This is a genomic window from Hydrotalea sp. AMD, from assembly GCF_004100315.1.
GTDB classification, from domain to species: Bacteria; Bacteroidota; Bacteroidia; order Chitinophagales; family Chitinophagaceae; genus Hydrotalea; species Hydrotalea flava.
Genome location: NZ_SCKY01000024.1, coordinates 33573 through 57702 on the forward strand (window position 1 = coordinate 33573; position 24130 = coordinate 57702).

Consider the following 24130-nt stretch of genomic DNA (forward strand, 5'->3'; position numbering starts at 1 on the left):
ATGTGGATAGTTAAAAAAAAATCCATAATTTTAGAACATTACAAATCATTCTAAAAAATTGCTTATGCCAACCTCAAGAAGAAAGTTTTTATATACCAGTTCAATGGCGGCCATTAGCGCAGCTGTATTACCCAAATACGTAACCGGATTATTGACAGGAAATCCATTTATTACCGGACTACAGCTTTATTCGGTTCGTGATGACATGAAACTAAATCCACTTCAAACATTACAACAATTGGCTGCAATGGGCTATACACAAGTGGAGCATGCGAATTATATAGAAAGAAAATTTTATGGCTATTCGCCAAAAGCATTTAAAAAAATATTGAGTAATCTGGGAATGAATATGCCCAGTGGACATACTGTTTTACAGCCCAAACATTGGAATGGAGAGAAAAAAGATTTTACCAAAGAATGGAAACATACCATTGAAGATGCAGCCATTGCAGGCCAGCAATATGTAATCAGTCCTTGGTTGGATAATTCTATGCGTACCAATATAGATAGCTTAAAAAGCTTTATGGATGTTTTTAATAAATGTGGTATGCTGTGCAACAGATGGGGATTGAAGTTTGGCTATCACAACCATGATTTTGAATTCAAAGAAATTATACCGGGCACCACCATCTATGATGTAATTCTTCAAAATACAGACCCCAACCTCGTAATTCAGCAATTAGATATGGGTAACCTGTACAATGGCAATGCCACTGTAATGCCCATTGTTGAAAAGTATCCTGGCAGGTTTGCCTCCATGCATGTAAAGAATGAAATAAAAGCAACGGATGGTAAAGAAATGTATGAAAGCAGTTTACTCAATAATGGTATTGTACCGGTGAAGGAGGTGATTGATTTTGGTAGAGAAAGAGGGGGCACCCATTTATTTATTATTGAGCAGGAATCATATCAGGGAAAAGCTCCATTGGATTGTGCCAAAGAAAATTTAGGTATTATGAAAGGATGGGGCTATTAACCAATATGTTTACCAATATCAAAAGCTATGCGCAATAAAAACATCAAAAATTTAATCAAATAAATCGGAAGACAGATATCTGTCACCACGGTCGCAGATAATACAAACAATTACCCCCTTATCTAATTCTGCAGATAGCCGGTATGCAGCATGAACCGCACCACCACTGCTCATACCGGCAAAAACTGCTTCCTCTCTTGCCAATCGCTTCGCCATAATACGGGCATCTTTCTCATCAATATCCATTATTCTATCTACCCGGCTCCTGTCGAATATTTTTGGCAAATAAGCTTCCGGCCATTTACGAATGCCTGGAATTTTAGACCCATCAGTAGGCTGACAACCTACAATTTGTATGCTTGGATTTTTTTCTTTCAAAAACCGGGAAACACCCATAATCGTTCCGGTAGTACCCATTGATGATACAAAATGAGTAACTGCTCCTTTTGTATCGCGCCATATTTCCGGGCCTGTGGTAGCGTAATGCATTTTATAATTATCCGGATTAGCAAATTGATTCAACATTAAATAACCACCTTTGGCCACCTGAGCATTGGCATAATCAATGGCAGCTTCCATTGAACCTGATTTTGGGGTTAGCACTACTTTGGCTCCATAAGCCTGCATGGTTAATACGCGTTCACGTGTAGCATCTTCGGGCATCACTAATTCAATTTCCACATTAAATAATCGTGCAATCATAGCCAATGCAATTCCGGTATTGCCACTTGTAGCTTCAATCAATTTTATACCCGGCTTTAATTCGCCTCTGTCAACTGCACCTTTTATCATACCATAGGCAGCCCTGTCTTTCACACTTCCACCGGGATTATTACCTTCTAATTTTCCGAAAATATGTACATTTTTATTTTGGGTAATTGATGTTAGTTCCACCAAAGGAGTATTACCAATACAATCTAAAATACCTGCCATAGTATAATCATTAAAGGTTGCAAGTTCTGATAAAGCGGCGAAAATGCAACCACTTCCATTTACTAATTAAGAAAATTTAATATTGAAGTGTGCAACAAAAAAGCCTGCAGGTATATCCCACAGGCTTTTTTCTTTATCAATAAAGTAATTTTAATAACGATACATTTCTGCTTTAAATGGTCCGTTTTTAGGAATACCCAGATAACTGGCCTGCGTATCGGTTAAAGCATCTAAACGAACACCAATTTTGCTTAAGTGCAAGCGTGCCACTTTTTCATCCAATACTTTGGGCAACACATATACTTTGTTTTCGTATTGATCAGCATGGTTCCAAAGTTCAATTTGTGCCAATGTTTGGTTGGTGAAAGAGGCACTCATTACAAATGAGGGGTGCCCTGTTGCACAACCCAGATTTACTAAACGGCCTTCGGCCAAAACAATTACGTCTTTGTTTTCAATGGTATATAAATCAACCTGTGGTTTAATGGTGTTTTTGGTATGCCCGTAATTGGCATTTAACCAGGCCATATCAATTTCAATATCAAAGTGACCAATATTGCAAACAATGGCTTTATCTTTCATTTTAAGGAAATGCTGCTCCGTAATTAAATCACGGCAACCCGATGCTGTTACCACAATATCAGCTTCTTCCACTGCTTCAATCATGGGTTTCACTTCATATCCATCCATTGCAGCCTGTAAAGCGCAAATAGGATCAATTTCAGTTACAATTACCCGGCAACCGGCACCTCTTAATGAGGCGGCTGAACCTTTACCCACATCACCATAACCACCTACAACGGCTACTTTACCGGCCATCATTACATCCGTAGCACGGCGAATGGCATCCACTAAACTTTCTTTACAACCATATTTGTTATCAAATTTAGATTTGGTAACGGAATCATTTACATTGATTGCGGGAATAGGTAAAGTGCCTTTTTCCATTCTTTCGTATAAACGATGTACACCGGTTGTTGTTTCTTCAGATAAGCCACGAATATTTTTTACCAATTCTGGATATTTATCTAAAACCATATTGGTTAAATCCCCACCATCATCCAAAATCATGTTCAATGGTTTGTCTGCACTACCAAAGAATAATGTTTGTTCTATACACCAGTCAGATTCTTCAACGGTTTGTCCCTTCCAGGCAAATACACCAATACCTGCAGCAGCAATGGCAGCAGCAGCATGATCTTGTGTTGAGAAAATATTGCAGGAACTCCATTTTACTTCAGCGCCCAAAGCAACGAGGGTTTCTATGAGTACTGCTGTTTGAATAGTCATGTGTAAACAACCGGCAATCCTGGCACCTTTTAATGGTTGTGAGGCTCCATATTCGGCCCTTAAAGCCATTAAACCGGGCATTTCGGCTTCAGCCAGTTTAATTTCTTTACGACCCCATTCGGCCAAACTTAAATCGGCAACTTTATAAGGCAATTTAAAATCAATTGCATAAGTGGTATTTGACATATTAGCGTATTTTTTCCGTACAAAGATAGTTGAGAAGAATAAAAAGCTTCGTTAATGCTATAAAATCAGGAAATTATTATACTTTTATTCATTATAACAGTATAAAAAACTGAAATGGTATGCAGGAAGCACAGAAAAAAGAACAAAAGAACATTTTACCAGATGATTTAGACAAAATTGACTGGCAAATTTTACAATTGTTGGAATCCAATGCAAGAATGACGATTAAAGAAATAGCCGACAAAGTGCATTTAAGTACATCACCGGTTCATGACAGAATAAAAAAATTAGAACAATCCGGCATTATTCAGCAATATGTTACTTTATTAAATGCCGCCAAGGTCAATAAAGGTTTATGGGTAATTTGTTATGTATCATTAAAACAACACAATAAAAGTGCAGGATCAAAATTCATAAAAGCCATACAGGCCATGCCTGAAGTGAAAGAATGTTATAATATATCAGGTGAATTTGATTTTATGTTGAAGGTGGCAGTAAAAAACATGGAATCATATTATGATTTTCATGTAAATCAATTAAGCGAAGCTGAAAACATAGGTCATGTACAAAGTGTGTTTGTTATGGGTATTGTGAAACAAACCCATACTTTATTATCATAACTGATAAAAGTGATGCAATGAATGTATCAGGATAAAATAATTTAATTGAGCTCAATTGCCATTACATAATCATTCATAAAATACCCATTTCCTATATCATTGTCTTCTTCTTTCAAAATCTGAAAACCCATTTTGGTATAAAACCCAATGGCTTTATTTTGTCGGTTTACATTTAAAATTAATTGTTGGGCACCTGCTGATTTTACCTGGTCTATAACAGTTTGCAGCAATAATTTACCAATACCTGAGCCTTGGGTTGTAGGTAAAATATATAATTTTTGCAACTTATACTGTACTGCTGTTATAGCATTGTAAGCTGCAAAACCTATCAATTTTTCATCTTCAACTGCCATTAAATAGGTGTACCCATCATGCAACTGATTCATTAATACATCCTTGCTGTACATTAAATTCAGCATATATTCAATTTGCGCCTTGCTTAAAATAGTACCATATGCAATCGGCCAGGTTGCGTAAGCAATATGTTGAATAACCGGAATATCAGAAAGTTTTGCTTTTTGAATAACAGTGCTCATAAATTATTCTTGTTTTGCACGATTATTTTTTCTTTTTTGAAAATATTTTTCAGTGAGCCAGTGGCTCAAAAATGCACTACCGGAGCCAACTGCAGCACCAATCAAAACATCACTTGGATAATGTTCACCCAAATATAAACGGGAATAACCAACCGCAGTAGCCCATGCAAAAGCCGGTACCGTTACGTACCATTTTTTAAATGACAAAGCCAGTCCTGTTGCATTGGCAAAAGCCAATGAAACATGACCAGAGGGAAAAGAATAACCAGCTTCAGAGGCATCAAAAGGATGTATCAATTGCGGATAAGTAGTATAAGGCCGCGCCCTGTTTACCGAAAGCTTGAGCAGTTCAGCCACTCCGGCCGAAAGAATAACACCACTGCCAACCGCATAAGCCTTTTGCTGCAAAGATTGGTTGCCCTGTATGGTTGCAACCAGCCAAATACCTGCCGGTACACCAATACTAACAGGATATGCAGAACTGGTAGCACCCCGCCAAATAATATTATTGGGTTGTTGTGGGTTGATGTTTTTCAAAATATTGATATCAATATTTTGGGCATTCACCTGGTATATACCGAACAACAAAACAAATAAAGGAAAATACTTTTTCATATTTTTTGATTGAGTGCCTGGCAAATTGTTTAGCTTAATGCCTGAAGTGATTCCTCAATGGTTTTAATTCTGGCCAAAGCATCTGTTTTTTTCTTTTGTTCAATAGCAACAACAGCCGGGGCCGCATTTTGAACAAATTTTTCATTTCTGAGTTTTTTCTCTACACTTTGCAAAAAATTCTTTTGGTATGCCAAATCTTTTAATAATGTGTCTTTTAATGTGTCATTATCTAATGCGGCTGTAGAAAGTATATAAAATTTATCTGTTTCAATGGCTACAACAATGGTATTGGGCACAGCACTTTCAACAATTGTAAATGAGGAAGCATTGATTTGCCTGCAAATAATTTGCTGTATACTTCTAAAAACTTTGGGCTGATGTGTTTGTACAAAAACTTCAATCGCATCTTTGGGCTTTATATTGTTTTTTGCCCGTGTTTCACGAATGGCTGTAATCACTTTTTTTAAAAACTCAGCTTCCTGTAAAATAATTGCATCATAATTTTTAGCAGGTGTAATTTGCTTTACACACAAATCATCTGTCCGATCTGCCAATAAGTGATAAATTTCTTCTGTGATAAAGGGCATAAAAGGATGCAGCAACTGCAATAATTCATCAAAAAATGCAATGGTTTTTTGATATACTTTGCTATCTATCGGCTTTTCAAAACCTGGTTTTACCCATTCCAGATACCAACTGCAAAAATCATCCCAAATGAGTGAGTAGATCACTTTCAATGCTTCACTTAATTTAAATTGAACCATTAATTGTTCTACTTCCAATTGAGCCTGTATCAATCTATTTTCAAACCAATGTAACGCAAAGGCATTGTCGTTAGATGTGTCTGTATGATCTGCAATTCTGCTTTCCCATAGTTTAATTAATTTGAGAGCATTCCAAATTTTATTATTGAAATTTCTTCCTTGTTCCAGGCTGCTTTCATCAAATAAAATATCATTGCCTGCAGGGGAAGCAATCATGATACCGAAACGCACTGCATCGGCACCATACATATCAATTAAACCCAGCAAATCGGGCGAGTTACCAAGACTCTTACTCATTTTTCTTCCCAGCTTATCTCTTACAATGCCGGTAAAATAAACATTGTTAAAGGGTTTTTTACCCATGAACTCGAATCCAGCCATTACCATTCTGGCTACCCAAAAGAAAATAATTTCAGGTGCAGTTACCAAAGTGTTGGTGGGATAATAATATTGAACCTCTTCATTTCCTGGTTTACTGAGCCCTTTAAACACTTCAAAAGGCCATAGCCAAGATGAGAACCAGGTATCTAAACAGTCTTCATCCTGAACAATATCTTCCGGCGTAAGTTGTGGATTTTTTTGTTGTAATTGTATGAAAGCATCCTGCGCATTTTCTGCAACTGCAAAATTGCCTTGCTGATCATACCAGGCCGGTATGCGATGCCCCCACCATAACTGCCGACTGATGCACCAGTCTTTGATATTGGCCATCCAATGATGGTATAAATTTTTAAATTTTACAGGATGAAAACAAATATCATCTTCCATTACAGCTTGCAATGCCGGTTCGGCCAGCTCTTTCATTTTTACCCACCACTGCAAACTTAACCTTGGTTCTACTACCACATCTGTTCTTTCTGAATACCCTACTTCACTGGTATAATCCTCCGTTGAAACAATATGGCCGGCATCAGTTAATTTTTCTACAATCATTTTTCTGGCTTCAAACCTGTCTAAGCCCACTCCTATTTGCGCAGCTTCGTTTAAAGTACCATCTTCATTCAAAATATCAATAACAGGTAAGTGATGTTTTTGTCCCAACATATAATCGTTGGCATCATGCGCCGGTGTAATTTTTAATGCACCTGTACCAAAATCCATTGCTACATATTCATCTGTAATAATAGGTATTTCACGATGTATTAATGGCACAATGACTTTTTTACCATGCAAATGCCGATAACGTTCATCATCTGGGTGTACACAAATTGCTACGTCGCCCATAATTGTTTCGGGCCTTACAGTAGCAATGGTAATATATTCCTGCGTAAGCCCATCAGCGTTAGCAAGTGCATACCTGATATAATATAATTTTTGACGGGTTTCTATTCTGATTACTTCTTCATCACTTAATGCAGTTTTTGCTTTCACATCCCAGTGTATCATTCTCTGTCCGCGATAGATGAACCCTTTTTGATATAAATCGATAAATACGCGGATAACAGATTTATAATAATCATCATCCATTGTAAATGTGGTTCGGTTCCAATCAACACTACAGCCTAATTTTTTAAGTTGCTCCAATATAATACCGCCATATTTTTCCTTCCATTCCCAGGCATATTCTAAAAATTTATCGCGAGATAAGGTAGATTTTGCAATACCCCTTTCCCGCAACATAGCCACTACTTTTGCCTCAGTTGCAATTGATGCATGATCAGTACCCGGCACCCAGCATGCATTTTTACCCTGCATTCTTGCCCTTCGTACCAATATATCTTGAATAGAATTATTTAAACAATGCCCCATGTGCAAAACACCGGTAACATTTGGTGGAGGCATCACTATAGTATATGGTTCCCGGTCATCGGGTTTACTATTAAAATAACCTTGCTCCATCCAATGGGTATACCATTTGGTTTCTATCGCTCCCGGAATAAAATTTTTACTTAATTCAAACATACATTTACAACATTGAAATGCTGCAAATGTAAGGAAATGCCTCGGGCATGATAGATTTAAAAGCACTGAATTTAACCAATAAAAGAAAAAAATATTAATTTCACACCAACATGTTTGCAATTGTAGATATTGAAACAACGGGAGGGCATGCACAGTATAGTGGTATTACCGAAATTGCGGTGGTATTATTTGACGGTAAAAAAACCGAAGGCATTTATGAAACATTGGTAAATCCGCAAATGCCCATTCAGCCCTATGTGCAATCCTTAACTGGCATTACCCAAAAAATGGTAGCCAAAGCGCCGGTATTCTCGGCCATTGCACCACATATCTACCATTTACTAAAAGATAGAATTTTTGTTGCACATAATGTAAATTTTGATTACGCGTTTGTAAAACAACAACTGGCACTTTGCGGATTTGAATTGAATACAAATAAAATATGCACCATTCGTTTAACAAGAAAAATTTTCCCGGGTTTGCCGAAATACGGTTTAGGTAGTATTTGTAATACCTTGCAAATACAGCACACACAGCAACACAGGGCTGCAGGCGATGCATTAGCTACTACCGAACTTTTAAAATTTCTGATACAAAATGATACCAGCGGGCATTTGCAAAAAATGATGAAGGGGAAGAATGCCACAGCATATTTGCCGCCGCATATAAAGGAAGAACAGTTTAAGGCATTGCCGGAACAACCGGGCATTTATTATTTTTACAACCAGACAAAAAAAATTATATATATAGGCAAGGCAAAAAATATCAAAAAAAGAGTAACGCAGCATTTTGCCAATAATAAAACCACTGCACAAAAACAGGCTTTTTTAAGAGAAATACATGAAATTAATTATAAAACATGCAGCAGTGAGTTTACTGCATCAATTTTAGAAAGTATTGAAATAAAAAAATGGTGGCCTAAATACAATAAAAGCCAAAAATTTAAGGAACAGAAATATGGCTTATACCATTTTGTTGACAGCAAGGGCTATGAAAGACTGGCCATTGATAAATGGAAGAAACAATTACATCCTTTGGCATCGTTTAGGCATTTGCCGGAAGCTTACAATCTTTTATGGAATCTGATTCGCCGGTTTGAATTATTACCCGGATTGTGTTTTATCGATAAAACAGCAATTACCCAACCCATCCCCGATGCTGAATCATACAATATACGGGTACAAGCAGCAATACAATCATTAGAAGCAGATTCCATTATCTGTTCAATTAAAGATGGCGCACACTATATTCTGATTGAAAAAGGTGTTTTCTTTGGAATGGGGTTGATAGAAGCGGAACAAACTACTTTATCAATAGAAACCCTTAAAAATGCTTTAACACCCTATCCGGAAAATGATGTTATTAAACATTTAATTCAGCAATATATCCGCAATCATCCGGAGGATGTGATTCATTTTGATATTGCTTCCCGCTAAACATTCTCTATTTATTTTAAAAATTTTTTTTTACTGCACAGCCCATATATTCGCTGCCCTAATTGATTTGTATATAAATAATTCATAAAACTATGTCTGAACAAAACATTATTTCGCTGGTTGCTGCTAACGTTCAAATTTCATTGAAGCAGGTTGAAACTGTTATTCAGTTATTAACCGAAGGTGCCACCATTCCATTCATTGCCCGATACAGAAAAGACCGTACCGGTGGTTTAGATGAAGTGCAAATTGAAAAAGTTCAGGAAGAGCATAAACGCTTACAACAATTTTTCCAATTAAAAGCCAGTATTGAAAAAACTATTACAGAACAGGGAAAAATGACAACGGCTTTACAGGAACAATTAAACAAAGCCACCACCGTTGCAACTTTAGAAGATATATATCTTCCTTTTAAACCCAAAAGAAAAACCAAAGCTCAAACGGCCCGTGAAAATGGATTAGAACCTTTAGCCACCTTAATTCTGAAACAAAAAAATATTGACCTCGAAGAGGCTGCTGTTCAATTTTTGAATGAAACCATCACAGATACCAATGCAGCACTGCAGAGCGCCAGAGATATTATTGCGGAAACCATAAATGAAGATGCTGAAATAAGAGCCAAACTCAGGTATTTGTTTGAACAAAAAGCGATATTTCAAAGTAAGGTACTCACTGATAAAGAAAATGAGGGAATTAAATTTAAAGATTATTTTGACTTTCAGGAACCTGTTTCCAAAATTCCTTCACACCGCATCCTGGCAATACTTCGCGGATTTTTAGAAGGGTTTTTACGAATCAGCATTGCCCCCAACGAAGAGGAAGCCATTGCTATTATAGAAGAAAAATATGTTACAACTTTTGGAAACCCATCGGCCGAACAAATCAAAAAAGCCATTAAAGATGCCTATAAAAGACTTTTGCAGCCTAGTCTTGAATCGGAATTAAGAACCGCCTTAAAACTAAAAGCAGATGAGGAGGCCATTCAGGTATTTGCTGAAAATTTAAAACAACTATTGTTGAGTGCGCCATTAGGCAGCAAAAGAATTTTAGCAATTGATCCCGGCTACAGAACCGGATGTAAAGTAGTTTGCTTAGATGAAACCGGAGCTTTATTACACCACGATTTGATTTATATACATGAAGCCAACAAAAAACAGCAAAGCGCTACCGTTATTGTATCATTGATTCAAAAATATGCTATTCAGGTATTTGCAATTGGCGATGGTACTGCCGGTAGGGAAACAGAGCAATTCATTAAACAACTGCAAACAGGATTGCCGGTGTTTTTGGTAAATGAAGATGGTGCCTCTATTTATTCTGCTTCTGAAATTGCCAGAGAAGAATTTGGTAATTATGATGTTACGGTTCGCGGAGCAATAAGTATAGGCAGAAGGTTAATGGATCCTCTGGCCGAATTGGTGAAAATTGATCCTAAAAGCATTGGTGTTGGCCAGTACCAGCACGATGTAAATCAATTCAGATTGAAAGAAAAGCTTGACCAGACTGTCATTAACTGTGTGAATGCGGTAGGCGTAAACATAAATACTGCCAGCAAACATTTATTAAGTTATGTAAGCGGTATTGGTGGCACATTGGCGGCACAAATTATTGAATACAGAAACACCATTGGAAAATTTACCGATAGAAAGCAATTATTGAATGTACCGCGATTAGGTCAAAAAACTTTTGAACAATGTGCAGGCTTTTTGCGGATACAAGCGGGTGATAATCCTTTAGATGCCAGTGCCGTGCATCCGGAAACTTATCCAATTGTTGAACAAATTGCCAAAGACTTACAAACAGATGTGCAACACATTATTGGTAATGAAACTTTATTGCAATCAATAAAACCTTCAAAATACATTTCTGAAACCATTGGTACTTTAACCATTCAGGATATTTTAAATGAACTGAAAAAACCCGGCTTAGACCCCAGAAATGAAATAGAGCAATTTGAATTTGCAGGTATTTACAGCATTGATGATGTAAAACCGGGTGTTATTTTACCCGGTATTGTTACCAATATTACCCGCTTCGGTGCTTTTGTGGATATTGGTGTAAAACAGGATGGTTTGGTGCATGTGAGTGAAATTGCCAATCGGTTTATTTCAGATCCATCAGAAGCATTAAAACTAAATGATAAGGTAAAAGTAAAAGTATTAGAAGTAGACGCAACCAGAAAAAGAATTGCCCTATCCATTAAACAGGCCGAGGAAACACCACAACAGTATAAAAAAACAAATAAACCGATCCACAAAAAACAGCATCAGCAAACTGACGATTTAAGTAATTTAAGCGTTACCGATGCACTTTCATTATTAAAAAAGAAGTTTGGCAAATAAAAAACAACCGCAGCAATTCAACTGCGGTTGTTTTCTGAAAATATTAGTATAATTAATTTTCTGAGAAAGGCAAAGGAAACTCTTTCCAGATATGATCGGTAGGGCGATCTAAAGGCAATGTGTTCAGTAAATTATACCTGCGCACATCAATCCATCTGTATCCTTCATAAAATAATGAGTACCTTCTTTGTTTTAACATTTCGGTAAGCAAGGCTGTCTGTGTTAAAGGGCCACTGTAATTCGGCAAGTTGTGCCCGTTACGAATAATATTAATAGCAGTTTGTGCATCGGTCAAAGCATTACTTTGAATTTTTGCTTCAGCATAAATTAATATCAATTCTTCATTACGAATGATTGAAACCGGATCTATATTTGTTTTGAATATAGCCAAATCGTAATTGCTGGTTAAACCACTTTGTGTAGCAGGTGCTGATCGTAAAGCTACTTTATGAATTCTGTCATCACCAGGCTCAATATCAGTAACATAGGATGGTTGCGCCAGGCGATTTTCACCGGTATTGTTTAAAGGCAGGTACAGTGGATTTAACTGATCACCGGATGCAGTAGAAAAAACATGATAAATACCTGTATTAAAATTTCCATTCAAATTAAAGAATGATGCATTTAAGTCAGTTAAAGCTGCCGTCCAGTTTTGTTGATAAACATCTACTCTTGCAGCCAGAGCTCTGTTAAACTGAACCAAACCGCTGGCTGTTGTAAAGCCGCTAAACCCAGATGACAAATTAAAAATAACATTACTTCCGTTTAAATCTGCCTGGCCCTGATTCAACAAGTTAGTGATTGCCGTTAATGCTTCATTCAAACTAACTATCGGTCCCATCTTATTATAATCAGCCACATCAACTCTGATACCATTTTCATAGGTTAAATTTAAATTCAATAACAGTTGATACGCAATAATGGTTTTGGCCCATCCGGTATAAGCCTTTCTTTGTGCATCAGTTAAATAAGATGAATTCGTTGCTGCCTGAATTAAGATATAAGCATTACGAATGGTATTGTAACGAGAACCCCAGGGATTGGTTAAATAAAATGTATTGTTATCCAAAATTGCACTCCCTGCGCCCAGTAAGTCGGATGTATAACGCGGTTCAGAACCGGAAAAACGATATCCTTCTCGTCCAATCATGCTTACCACATCCAAATATATAGAAACATTATTGCGCAAAGACGATTCAGTACCGGTTACCAGATTATTCAATTCGCTAATCGTAGCATCTGTGGTTATTTGTTGTGAAGTAGGGCCATTCAAATAAGGGATGGGTTCTTTTTTACAGGCAGTATTCATTAGAATAAATATACTAATGATGCCGATTCGTACAAGATATTTTTTCATATATAAATATTTTTATTTATAAAATTAGAATGCAATGGATACATGAAACTGAACACGTTTAGATGTTGGAAATGGTGTTACATCAACTCCGGATGAGAAACCCACACCAAAATTTGAGACTTCCGGATCGTAACCAACATATGGCGTAATTACAATAAGATTATTACCGGATACACCTAACTGAATTCTGTCAATATTTTTTATTTTATATGGTAGCGTATAATACAAACCAATTTCTCTGAATTTTACAAAACTTGCATTTTGCACAAATGGTCTGGATGAAACACCTAAAGCTGCAATTCTGTTTGCTCCTGCAGTTTTGCCATTGCTTTGCAGTACATCAAAATCAGGACTGGTACCACCTAAATCTGTTAACAACTGTGTTAAGTTAATCACATCGCCACCTTGTTTCCAATGTATTAAAAAGCGCAATGACCAGTTTTTGTGAATGGTAAAATCATTCAGAAAATTCATTTGAAAATAGGGCTCAGCATCGCCAAGTTTACCAACTCCACCATTCCCATTCAGCCCTACAATTTGGGTAGCAGTGGCACCTTGCTGGATGAAATAGGTACCCAGAGTGGTTCCAAATGCACCTAACGGAAAGGCAGGTATATTTAACTGTGTAATCAATGAACGGTTCATCCAAAAATTAGTAGTTGAACTCCATCTGAAATTTTTATTATCTACCGGTATGGCTTTTAAACTTAGTTCAACACCTCTGTTTCTTAAACTGCCTGCATTCAAATAGCGGGTACTAAAACCGGTTGATGCAGGTACCTGACCTTGTAACAGTAAGTCTTTCACTACTTTATTGTAGAAAGTTGCTTCCAAACTTAGTTTACCTTCTAAAACACTTACATCCACACCAGCCTCTAATTCTGTTTGCCGCTCTGAACCAATGTTGCCATCTCCTAAAACAGTAGTTACCAACGAGCCTGCATAACCTCCTATATTAGCAGAATTCAGTGGTGTAAATCTGCTGATGTAAGCAGGAAAATTACTTGACTCACCATAAGCAACTCTTAATTTCAAATCATTAATGGTATTGCTTTTCCAAAAATTCATTTTAGATAAATTCCAGGCCACATTGGCTTTGGGATAAGTAAAGTATTTTTTATAATCCCCATTGTTGGTTGACTGGTCAAACCGAACACCGGCAGTGATGTTCAAATAATTATTCAAAGCAAATTCTTCCTGCACAAATGCACCATCGTTTTTATATTTTATTCTAAACTGCGATACATTGATGGCGCCTGCCTGATCAAGATTTGTTTGTATACCAATTAATTGCGTTGCAACATTCAGAATATTATCATACTTGCCAAATTCATGCGTAATACCGGCAGTAGTTACAAATGAAAGTTTATCTGAAGGCTTATAAGAATTTACCAAAAAGCCAGCCCAATTGGTATTTACATTATTAGTATTTCCCTGAATACTATGTCCCTTTGTAGTGTTCACCTCAAATTGTAATGAAGATGGAAATAAGGCTGTTGTTTTTAAATTATAGTAATCTAAACCGCCACGTGCAATGAGTTTTGTTGTCATTTTTGCTGACTCCTGCAAAATGGCTTCTACATTTACTCCACCAATATACCGATTGGTTAATTCATTATTCGTCATCAAATCTCTTGTTTGCAAAGGATTGGAAGCCGCAAAAGGATTATTGGGATAAATACCATTGGCATCTGGAAACAATTGCGCAAAAGAAGGGGTAGAAGATAATGCCACTCCAAATGAAACACCGGCATTATCATTATTGGTTAGCCCTCGGTTTGCAGATGAATTTATATAAGTTGAACTATAACTTAGTTTAATTTTATCACTAATATGATGGTCAATATTTACCCGCAATGAATTATTAGCATATCCGGTACCTTTAATAATTCCATCTTCATTTCGTAAACCACCAGCCATATAAAAAGTGGTTTTATCATTTCCGCCACTAATAGATAAGCGGGAGTCGCGAATAAAGCCTTTTTGTCCATACATTTCTTTTTCATAATCATATAATTTTCCTGCTGCTTTGGCTGCATCATAAGCTGCAACATCCCAACCCTGATCCTGCACTATTTTATCGGTTAATGGTCGCTGACCTAAGTATTTAATAATTGAGTTGAATCCAACATCCTGTGAAAGATTAAAACGCGTTTTACCTGCACGACCTCTTTTTGTGGTGATAATGACCACACCGGCAGCAGCCTGTGCACCATAAATACTGGCAGCAGAAGCACCTTTTAATACCTCCACAGTTTGTATGTCTTCAGGATTTAAATCAGCAATTCGATTCGATGCATTATCCTGATTGGATGAATTCCCGGCGGTAGCAGCAGCAGTTACTGCATTCAAACCGGCAGAAGTGGCTGAATTGTTCACAATTACTCCATCTACCACAAACAAGGGCTGCGAATTTCCAAAAATGGTAGTAACTCCACGTAATTTAATAGATGTACCCCCACCGGGCGCACCTGAATTGGCAATAATATTTGCCCCCACTACTTTACCGTTCAAAGCAGCATCAAAAGTTTGAGCCGGTGCCGTACCTGCTAACTCACGGGCACCAATTACAGCAACTGCATTGGCAGCATTGCTTCTTTTAACTGTAGTTGCCAAACCCGTAACAACTACTTCATCTAAACGAGCATAGTCTTCCTTTAAAGCAATATTAAAGGAATTGGTTTCATTCGTAATTTTTAAAGTTTGTGTTCTAAAACCGGTAAAACTAATTTCAATGGTTGCACCAACAGATACTTTCAATGAAAAATTACCCTGCGCATCACTCATAGTACCACCTGTACTGCCTTTTACTGCAATGTTGGCGCCCGCTACAGGACTTGCATTTTGGTCTGTAATTTTTCCGCTAATGTTTTTTTGTTGTGCAAATGCTATTGCGGGCAAAAGCAACAATAGCCAACACAATAGCAACATACTTGATTTGTTTTGCATAAGTGTAGTTTTGGTGAAAAATCTGAATCTTAAAAATAGCTTATTATTATTGAATTTAAAACCGTTTTTAAATATTTTTATCATAATTAAATAATTTAGCAATTGATATAAAATATCATCCATATTTACGATCTCTGGCAGCTAAAAAAACATTGTAAAAATGTATTCAAAACAGAATTTGCAGACTACATACAATATCCCCAATTTTGCGCCATGCATTTACAAAAGAAAGATGTGGTTTTAATGGCCATTTGCACCGGATTAATTGTTGCCAATATTTATTACATACAACCCCTGATTGTTTTAATTGCACAAAGTTTTCATGTGCCGGAAAATGTAGCCGGAAGCACAACCTATTTAACACAGGCCGGCTACGCAACAGGGCTCCTGATTTTAGTACCCTTAGGTGATATGATGGAGCGTCGTAAACAAATTATTGCCACCACAGTATTGGCAATTGTTGCTTTGATAGGTGTAGCCAAAGCGCCCAATTTTTTAACCTTGCAGATTTGCTGTTTTTTTGTTGGCGCAGGCTCTATTGTACCACAACTTATTCTGCCATTGGCAGCTACCCTCTCCGATCCCACTCAAAGAGGTAAAGTAGTGGGAACCGTTATGAGTGGGCTTTTGGTGGGCATTTTACTTTCGAGAACATTAAGTGGAGCTGTTGCAGAATGGCTGGGTTGGCGAAGTATGTTTTGGATAGCAGCCATACTGTGCATTTTTTTAGCCTTTTTCATGCAAAAAAGATTTCCTCAAAATCAGGTTGTTTTTGAAGGCCACTATGGCCACCTGATGCAATCTTTAATTCATCTGATTAAAGAGCAACCTATTTTAAGAGAAGCTACTGCCATTAATATGTGTTGTTTTGCCGTGTTTGGCAGTTTTTGGACAACCATGGTTTTACTGCTTTCCAAAGCTCCCTTTCATTTTGCTACTCATCAAATTGGTTTATTTGGTATTGCCGGTGCGGCCGGTGCCATAACTGCACCTTTTGTTGGTAAATTAAGCGATAAGGGCACACCACGTAACACTTTAAAAGTAGGGTTATTGCTGTTTCTCATAAGTTTATCGGTTTTATATTTTGGCCGAAGCAGTGTTATACTGATGATTATTGGCACCATTTTGATTGATATTGCACAGCAATCCGTTCACGTTACCAACCAAACAAGGGTTTATGCATTGATGCCCGAAGCCCGAAATAGATTAAATACTATTTTCATGAGTCTTAGTTTTGTAGGCACCACATTGGGTTCTGCAATGGGGCTGTTGCTTTGGAAATGGGCATTGTGGCCTGGTGCAATAGCCGGATCCGTTAGTTTAATTATTTTAGGTTGGATTATATTTTTGCTAACAGGCAAAAAATAAATCATCGGTTTTTATATAGTATATAAATTGGCTTCTCCATTTTCTTGCATCAATGCCAGCTCAATAAAATAATAATACCGGCATTTGTTTTACATGGCATCGCCTGTTGCGTCGCAATCACTTCATCGTTCCGAAAATTTGGCAGCAGGCATACATGTATACATGTTCATCACATCCAAAATTTATGATTACGCGTTTCCCGTTCATCCAGTTACCTGTTGTATATAAAAAACCCTCTTCAAACAAAATTTAAAAAGGGTTTGCAATACCAAAGGAATAGAAATGGTTAGTAATTATTGCTTCTTCAATTTTACAAAGTAAATAATAGTATTATGCATTAAATCGTTCGAAATACTTACTTCAGTGCGTTTTCCCTGATCATCTGTAATTACCAGCAATGCAGAGTTAGGTGGTATATCGCCTAAATTCTCAGCAAAGAATATCATCTCATTCTTTTTCTCATTCGGCTCTACTGGCACTTTAAAAGTAATGGCTCTATCAGTTTTCAATTCCTGTTTGTACACCACTATTTCTGAATTGTAAATTACAGATACACTATCGTGATCAAAAGTCCCATTGTCATACAAATCAACATGTACAGAATCGGAGGTAGTATAAACCGTAAACACCTGATTGATGGATCTGTGATTAATGGCAGTTAACAACAATCTGCTCTTGATTTGTGAAATAGAATCGAGTGTGGCAATTTTTTTGTCTTTTTGTAACAACTCGTTTCCAATATGCGGTGGTATATTATTTTTAGTAATAGCTGCATTATTGTTAACTTTTGATGGTTTTGCAGTTACATACGGATTAGTATCCGCAACAGTTTGTTGATTTTTTTGTTTGTATGCTTCTGCACGTTTGGCTTTTCTTTCTGCCTGTAATCTGGCTTTGTGTTCAGCTGCTTCCCTTACCTTTTTTGCTCTTCTTAAGCGTGCAGCTTCTTCCTGCTTATGTTGTTTTAATTTTTTTTCTGCTCTCACCTCAGCTAAATGTTCTGCTCTGGCTCGTGCTTTTTCTTCCCGTAGTAATTGTCTTTCTGCTTTTAAATTGTTGTTGGATTTAGTTGTGGGTTCATCCGGCTCAAATCTGTACGGACGCCTTCCATTTCTAATATCATCTAAAATTTGGTCAATATCCAACTCCTTACCTGATGGAACCCATTTGGGATTTTTAGATCTGGTTACAATTACATCCGATCTGCGATTTACAATTTGTTGTGCAGTATCGTAAGTATCATCATCTTTACAAGGCAATATTAAATGCTGTTCACCATAAAAATCAACATTAATTCTGGATGCATTAATATGATGTTTAATCAGGTACATTTTTACTGCCAATGAACGGGCTTTCGATAAACGCAGGTTCAATTCAAATTTGCCTTTGCAATCGGTAAACGAACCAATTACTACATTTAATTCCGAATTTTCTTTCAATAATTGTATAATGGTATCTAAACTATTCCTGTCTTCCGAACGTACTTTCGCTTTGTAGAAATCAAAATTAACAGATACTCTTTTTACAGTTGCGTTGTTTAATGAATCGAGTATATGCCTGCGCATTTGTTCTTCATCACTTAACTTATTTACCGGCACTGTAATAACAGGGGGTGCATTTTGTACAGTAGTATTATCTGTTTGATTAGCTTTTGATGTATCAATAGCTGACTCTTTTGAAGTATCTGGTAATGGTGGTAATTTAATAGACTGAAAAACTTCTAAACAACAGGGTGATTCACGATCGGAAGTAAAATAAGCAGTATCGGCATCGCCAATGCTGTTGTAATAAATATCATCTTTTACAGAGTTAATGGGTAATCCCAAATTTTGAGCAGTATTCCACTGGTTGGTAACGATGTTGCCTTTACTTTTATAAATATCCATACCACCTAAACCAACTCTTCCATTCGAACTAAAATACAAAAGGGCACTATCCGCAATAAAAACTGGCGCAACATCATCTTCACTGGTATTAATGGCGGCACCTAAATTATCAGGTGTACCGGTTGGTAAACCATCTTCTAAAGCAATTTTCCAGATATCATATTTTCCCATGCCGCCGGGCCTGTCTGAAGCAAAAAATAAAAATTTACCATCTCTTGTAACAAATGGATGACGTGCATTGTGGCCTTTTGCATTCACCAAAGTATCTAAAGGATAAGGCGCATCCCACGGAGCATCCAAACCTGAACGTGTTGCGGCATATATGATGTATTTATTGGCTTCGTTTTGCTGATCTTCATTCCATCCGGTAAAATAAATATGCAATCCATCTGCCGAAAACTGTGCTGCGGCAGCATCATAAGCTAAACCTTGCGGAAAAGCTTTACTAATATTGTTTTGATTGGTATTAAACTGATACAGTGTTGATCGGTAGACTACCTGTTTATTTTTTCCAACAGTATCTGGTCTGGAACTGCTAAAAACAAAAATGCTGTCATTTAATTTAGTATACGCATAATTAGACCCTAACGCATTCACAGGTGCAGGCATTTTTTGTATTGAAAAACGTTGCAGGTTTTGTTGTTGTTCAATATTAAAACGACAATCTGCCATTTCTTTTAAAGCCAAAGCTGAGTAAGCATCTTCCTGTGTATGTTCTGCCGTAAATTTCGATAATGCTTTAATCGCTTTATCCGGTTCGTTCATGGCACGCAGTGATATTCCATACCATAAATAGGCCATGATATCCGGTTTTTTTTCAAGACTTAGGTATCGTTCATAGTTTGGCAAAGCATCCTGATAATCGTGGTATAACCGGTATGATTCAGCTAATTGATGGGTAATATAAATTTCTTTTGCCCCTTTTGGCTTTCTGCCGCTTTTATGCACTCCAGGTATATAAGGCAATACTCCATTCCCATTAGCAATGTTACCATTAAGTGCTTTATGATACAACTGTGCAGCTCCATAATAATTTTTTTCCTTGAACAACTGGTCTGCTCTTTTCGTGTAAGCTCTGACAGATTGACCATTTACAACAGATACGCAAAAAAACACCACTAAAAATATAGTAATGCGTTTAAATAAAAAACAGGTTAGTAATGTAACTCTATACAGCATGCTAATGTTATAAAAGAGATTTTCTATGTATGAATATAGGCACACTTTACAGGAAGGATGTAAAAACAGCCCAATAAGTTTTTAACATTATGTGGGTAACATTTATTGCATATTTGAAAATTTATTAGAAATTATACCGACGAAGCATGCAAAGTGTGCAGTATTAAAATAAAAAAGTTATTCTGTAATGCAACAGAATAACAATTCACTAACCTGAATAGCAGTTGGATTAAAGACGGGGACAAATAAACTTAGTAGCCGGTATTTTTTTGCGATGTACATAACTGATTGAAATTTCATAACCGCCCCGGTAAGCCGACGCACTGTTTAGGGTTGAAATATTGATATCATAACTAAGCCCCACAATAAAACCATTTAAATTAATTCCAATATTAGGCGCAATGGCATCATTGTTTCTGTACATAACCCCTGCAATAAGATCTTTGGTATAATCAAGTGTATAATTTAGATATAATCCACCGGCAATTTCAGATGCAGCACCCTGTCTTTCATAAATAACATGTGGCGTTAATTGCAATAAATCGTTCACTGCAATTCTGGTACCTGCATGAATGGAATAACGTACCGGTATAAAACTATTACTGGCTTGTAAAAATTTATCAGTTGGTTGTGTGGGATGGTATAAACTTACTCCAATAAATGGATTTACTTTTTTATTAGGATCACCATCATAATACATTACGCCAACGCTTCCATCCAAAGTATATGCTGATGTTTTTGAAAAAATTTCATTCGACGGAAAGGTGGGATCGTAACCTACCAATGGATTAAACTGGTTGCCAAATTTTAGTTTGGAAGGATCAACACCCCGATAAATAAATCCGAATTGAAATCCACCACTTAATCTTTTATATTCACTTAAATGAACTTGATAAGAAAGTGATAAATAACTATTGGTGTAATTATAACCACCATCGCCCGCTGATTGATTTAAAACCATTAAACCAACTCCAAAACTATTCGGTAATGCTGCATCTAAACTAATCCCTTTCGTTAATAATGGTGTAGCAACAGATGCCCATTGATTACGAATATTAGCTGTAGTTCGATAATCTCCGTCTATTACCCCTGTCATTGCAGGATTTAACCACATAGGGCTTGCATAATACTGTGTAAAATGAGGGTCTATTTGCGCTTCTGCAATAGAAACGCAAAATAATAAACCAATCATTAAGTATCTCATTTTAATCATACAATCCTGATTTCCTTAACGAATAAGTGTTATTGAACCCCTTCGTTTTACTTTTTCATTACTCTGTAATGTTGCTTCGAAGGAATAATAATATACACCTACCGGCATTTTTGTACCATTATAACTTCCATCCCATCCTTGAGATTGTGTGGAAGTATAAAAAATTAATTGCCCCCACTGATTGTATATAGACAATTTCATTGTCTTTATAGTATTCCCATAAACAAAGAATAAATCATTATTACCATCTCCATTGGGCGTAAATGAATTAGGAATAAAAATGGCATCACCAATAGGGTTTAAAGTTGTAACTGTAATACTGCCCGGTGCACTTTCCTGACAAGCCAACTTACCTAAGGCTTTTACTTTAAAATTGATAGTTTGGTTGGGTCCTAATCCGGTTACCAATTCTTCTAAGGCAGTGAGGCCGGCAGCGGGTAACTGAAAGGTGGCACCGTTGTCTAAACTGATTAAATAACTCACTGCTCCGGGAACCGGTAACCAACTAAACAAAACACTGTTTGCGGTTATGGTGTCTGCCTGAACAACGGGTGTGCTTAATGCAGAAGCTACCTGAATGCCAATAGATGCATTTGTAGCTGCACAAATAGGTGGATTTGTGTTGGCTAATACAACATAATTGGTAGCCTGACTAATGGGTTGTGTTGTATATGAAGTACCAGTAAATAAAAGTGTATTGTTACCCACTTTATACCAATTATAATTTACGCCTGTTTCAGGATTCACTATGGATAATGTATCGGCTGTACCCGGGCAAACTGTATCTGATGTTGCCTGAATGGTAAAAGGTTTCGGACTTGTTGCAAATTGAACTTTTGTACTATCGGTAACCGTACAAATACTATCTGTTACTTTAACTTTATATACTCCATTTGAATCAACAATAGTAGATGCCGTTGTATCGCCGGTTGACCATAAGTAACTGGTGAAGCCTGTACCGGCATTCAATACTTTAGAAGTGTCATTACAAACAGTTGTGGTAGCAGCTAACAAAGTTTTTAGCGCATCCACCTTTATTGTAACCTGATCTTTACAAACATAAGGACTGTCGGTATAGGTAACAGAATATGTGGTAGTTTGTGAAGGATAAACTTTGATGGTAGTAGTAGTATCACCGGTAGACCATACTAATGTTGGTTTGGGTTGTTTTATAAGAGAAGAATCAGGATAATATGCCCAAATTCCATCGATTCTAGCCCATATCACTCTTTTATCAACCGGATCATAATATGCATAACCGTTGGATGCATTTAAAGGAGCAGCAGGTGGTACTGCACCTGTTCCTACAAACTCACTGAATCCATTATCAGTTCCCCAGTTAAACCGAAAAGTTTTTTTGGTATTCACTAAATATTGATTCAATGGGTAATCGCCTGTTGGTTGAAATCCACCGAATAAATAAAATCTATTCTTGTCATAATCGTAAGTCATAGCACCTTCATATTGAATAGTGCTGTTATTAGTGGGCAAAATATTGGTAAAGGTATACGTATTTAAATCCAATGCATATAAATCTTTCAACCAGCAAAACATACCATTGGCTGTAGCCCAAGGACTTCCTAAAGAACAGGTGCCGCTTAATTCATTCCCATCGCAACTACCCTGCCCCGAAAATAAAAATAAAGTTTTCCCATCAGCAGATGTGCCCATTAAATTTCCACCTTTTGGTGGATTACAATCACTTAAATTGGGGCGTTTTTGTATCCAGGATAAATTATTTTCATAAATCCAGTTCTTAACAGTAAACCCACCATAACCTCCATAAAAACCGGGACTATTTGTTATGGGATTCCAGTATGAGCTGGCGTTATAGTCAGCATTATCAAAAGCACCGTTGCCTATTTGTGTCCATGCACCACCGGTAGCCGGTACTGCATAAACATTGTCTTTTCCTGCACGCCATAAAATCAGCCTGTTGTTGGTATAGTCATACGTAAATTCGGTATAGTTACCAGGCCATCCCGGCCAGTTATTGGCAAAAATTTCGGTACTGGTTTTGTTCTTTAAATCGTACCGAATAATTCTTTTGTTAATGATTGAATACAAATACTGATTTACCTTATCATAACCATATGCCTTGAGGTTAAAAGCAGTTTGGTCAATATTATTTCCACTAATTAATTCAAGTTTCCTATTTTAAACGATTGCTTTTACTTGAAAAGCTAAAACGAATAGTAATATTTTAAGTAAGAATCCATCTTTAGTGACTGCGTGAATAGAATGGGGTGTCATTTCTACAATTTCACTAATAGTGGTTTCTATACGTTTTCTCATTGCATTTTTAATAAAAGCATGATAAGGTTTATCTGGTTTTTTACTGTTTGATTTTCTGCATATTTTTAACTCTATCAGCTCAGTTTCTTTATATAATTCTTCTAATTCATATGCTGTATAGGCACTGTCTCCAAATAAAGAGCTCTCTGGCGGCAGATCCATAAACATTTTCTGCAAGGCTTCTACATCATGTTCGCTACCAGGTGAAAAACAAATTTCAACCGGTATACCATTTTTGGTTGTAATCAACTGTACCTTTACCCCATAAAAATATTCCCTTTTA

16 protein-coding genes are annotated in these 24130 nt (G+C 36.8%); 5 read left to right on the forward strand and 11 right to left on the reverse strand.

The features are described from left to right. Positions 1-64: 64 nt before the first annotated feature. Complete coding sequence (locus tag EO766_RS15060) at positions 65-976, forward strand: sugar phosphate isomerase/epimerase family protein (RefSeq protein WP_074419835.1); 912 nt, start codon at positions 65-67, stop codon at positions 974-976. Positions 977-1027: 51 nt separating this feature from the next. Here the strand turns inward: EO766_RS15060 and cysM are convergent, their stop codons facing one another. Both cysM and ahcY read right to left on the reverse strand, forming a co-directional pair. Beyond that, on the reverse strand, positions 1028-1909 hold the full coding sequence (gene cysM, locus EO766_RS15065; RefSeq protein ID WP_074419532.1) for a cysteine synthase CysM: 882 nt from the start codon (positions 1907-1909) through the stop codon (positions 1028-1030). A gap of 150 nt (positions 1910-2059) precedes the next feature. Next, complete coding sequence (gene ahcY / locus EO766_RS15070; protein ID WP_074419531.1) at positions 2060-3385, reverse strand: adenosylhomocysteinase; 1326 nt, start codon at positions 3383-3385, stop codon at positions 2060-2062. Between the two features lie 119 nt (positions 3386-3504). On the opposite strand from ahcY, the gene EO766_RS15075 reads away from it, so the two are divergent. Then, positions 3505-4005 (forward strand): Lrp/AsnC family transcriptional regulator, encoded by a 501-nt coding sequence (locus EO766_RS15075; protein ID WP_074419530.1) that lies wholly within the window; start codon positions 3505-3507, stop codon positions 4003-4005. 41 nt (positions 4006-4046) lie between these two features. Here the strand turns inward: EO766_RS15075 and EO766_RS15080 are convergent, their stop codons facing one another. From EO766_RS15080 to EO766_RS15090, 3 genes are read right to left on the reverse strand one after another with little or no spacing between them, the layout of a single operon-like run. Further along, positions 4047-4541 carry a GNAT family N-acetyltransferase gene (locus EO766_RS15080; RefSeq protein WP_074419529.1) on the reverse strand — a complete coding sequence of 165 codons (495 nt, stop codon included), beginning with the start codon at positions 4539-4541 and terminating at the stop codon, positions 4047-4049. 3 nt (positions 4542-4544) lie between these two features. Then, positions 4545-5156, reverse strand: a complete 612-nt coding sequence (locus EO766_RS15085; protein ID WP_074419528.1) for a phosphatase PAP2 family protein — start codon at positions 5154-5156, stop codon at positions 4545-4547. Positions 5157-5185: 29 nt separating this feature from the next. After that, positions 5186-7822 carry a valine--tRNA ligase gene (locus EO766_RS15090; RefSeq protein WP_074419527.1) on the reverse strand — a complete coding sequence of 879 codons (2637 nt, stop codon included), beginning with the start codon at positions 7820-7822 and terminating at the stop codon, positions 5186-5188. Between the two features lie 110 nt (positions 7823-7932). Between EO766_RS15090 and EO766_RS15095 the strand changes: the two genes are divergently transcribed. Both EO766_RS15095 and EO766_RS15100 read left to right on the forward strand, forming a co-directional pair. Continuing rightward, entirely contained in the window at positions 7933-9258 is a 1326-nt protein-coding gene (locus EO766_RS15095) for an exonuclease domain-containing protein (protein ID WP_074419526.1), read from the forward strand. Between the two features lie 92 nt (positions 9259-9350). After that, positions 9351-11600 (forward strand): Tex family protein, encoded by a 2250-nt coding sequence (locus tag EO766_RS15100; protein WP_074420786.1) that lies wholly within the window; start codon positions 9351-9353, stop codon positions 11598-11600. 52 nt (positions 11601-11652) lie between these two features. Here EO766_RS15100 and EO766_RS15105 read toward each other — a convergent pair whose 3' ends face one another. After that, positions 11653-12957, reverse strand: a complete 1305-nt coding sequence (locus EO766_RS15105) for a RagB/SusD family nutrient uptake outer membrane protein (RefSeq protein ID WP_074417787.1) — start codon at positions 12955-12957, stop codon at positions 11653-11655. A 24-nt stretch (positions 12958-12981) separates the two neighbouring features. After that, positions 12982-15906: a SusC/RagA family TonB-linked outer membrane protein gene (locus EO766_RS15110; protein WP_074419603.1), complete on the reverse strand. Its 2925-nt coding sequence runs from the start codon at positions 15904-15906 to the stop codon at positions 12982-12984. 213 nt (positions 15907-16119) lie between these two features. Here EO766_RS15110 and EO766_RS15115 point away from each other — a divergent pair, with 213 nt between their 5' ends. Next, complete coding sequence (locus tag EO766_RS15115; RefSeq protein WP_074420785.1) at positions 16120-17274, forward strand: MFS transporter; 1155 nt, start codon at positions 16120-16122, stop codon at positions 17272-17274. Positions 17275-17567: 293 nt separating this feature from the next. Here the strand turns inward: EO766_RS15115 and EO766_RS15120 are convergent, their stop codons facing one another. The 4 genes from EO766_RS15120 to EO766_RS15135 all read right to left on the reverse strand — a co-directional run. Next, complete coding sequence (locus EO766_RS15120) at positions 17568-20339, reverse strand: OmpA family protein (RefSeq protein ID WP_074420447.1); 2772 nt, start codon at positions 20337-20339, stop codon at positions 17568-17570. Between the two features lie 229 nt (positions 20340-20568). Next, positions 20569-21552, reverse strand: coding sequence for a PorP/SprF family type IX secretion system membrane protein (locus EO766_RS15125; protein ID WP_074420448.1), 984 nt, complete (start codon positions 21550-21552; stop codon positions 20569-20571). A gap of 15 nt (positions 21553-21567) precedes the next feature. Next, positions 21568-23619: a T9SS type B sorting domain-containing protein gene (locus tag EO766_RS15130; protein ID WP_074420449.1), complete on the reverse strand. Its 2052-nt coding sequence runs from the start codon at positions 23617-23619 to the stop codon at positions 21568-21570. A 90-nt stretch (positions 23620-23709) separates the two neighbouring features. Further along, the coding region (locus EO766_RS15135) for a transposase (protein WP_287100932.1) at positions 23710-24130 on the reverse strand (421 nt) is incomplete at its 5' end.

Coding starts and splice junctions, on each gene's coding strand:
- EO766_RS15060 (WP_074419835.1), top strand. CDS start 65: ATGCCAACCTCAAGAAGAAAGTTTTTATATACCAGTTCAATGGCGGCC.
- cysM (WP_074419532.1), bottom strand. CDS start 1,909: ATGGCAGGTATTTTAGATTGTATTGGTAATACTCCTTTGGTGGAACTA.
- ahcY (WP_074419531.1), bottom strand. CDS start 3,385: ATGTCAAATACCACTTATGCAATTGATTTTAAATTGCCTTATAAAGTT.
- EO766_RS15075 (WP_074419530.1), top strand. CDS start 3,505: ATGCAGGAAGCACAGAAAAAAGAACAAAAGAACATTTTACCAGATGAT.
- EO766_RS15080 (WP_074419529.1), bottom strand. CDS start 4,541: ATGAGCACTGTTATTCAAAAAGCAAAACTTTCTGATATTCCGGTTATT.
- EO766_RS15085 (WP_074419528.1), bottom strand. CDS start 5,156: ATGAAAAAGTATTTTCCTTTATTTGTTTTGTTGTTCGGTATATACCAG.
- EO766_RS15090 (WP_074419527.1), bottom strand. CDS start 7,822: ATGTTTGAATTAAGTAAAAATTTTATTCCGGGAGCGATAGAAACCAAA.
- EO766_RS15095 (WP_074419526.1), top strand. CDS start 7,933: ATGTTTGCAATTGTAGATATTGAAACAACGGGAGGGCATGCACAGTAT.
- EO766_RS15100 (WP_074420786.1), top strand. CDS start 9,351: ATGTCTGAACAAAACATTATTTCGCTGGTTGCTGCTAACGTTCAAATT.
- EO766_RS15105 (WP_074417787.1), bottom strand. CDS start 12,957: ATGAAAAAATATCTTGTACGAATCGGCATCATTAGTATATTTATTCTA.
- EO766_RS15110 (WP_074419603.1), bottom strand. CDS start 15,906: ATGCAAAACAAATCAAGTATGTTGCTATTGTGTTGGCTATTGTTGCTT.
- EO766_RS15115 (WP_074420785.1), top strand. CDS start 16,120: ATGCATTTACAAAAGAAAGATGTGGTTTTAATGGCCATTTGCACCGGA.
- EO766_RS15120 (WP_074420447.1), bottom strand. CDS start 20,339: ATGCTGTATAGAGTTACATTACTAACCTGTTTTTTATTTAAACGCATT.
- EO766_RS15125 (WP_074420448.1), bottom strand. CDS start 21,552: ATGATTAAAATGAGATACTTAATGATTGGTTTATTATTTTGCGTTTCT.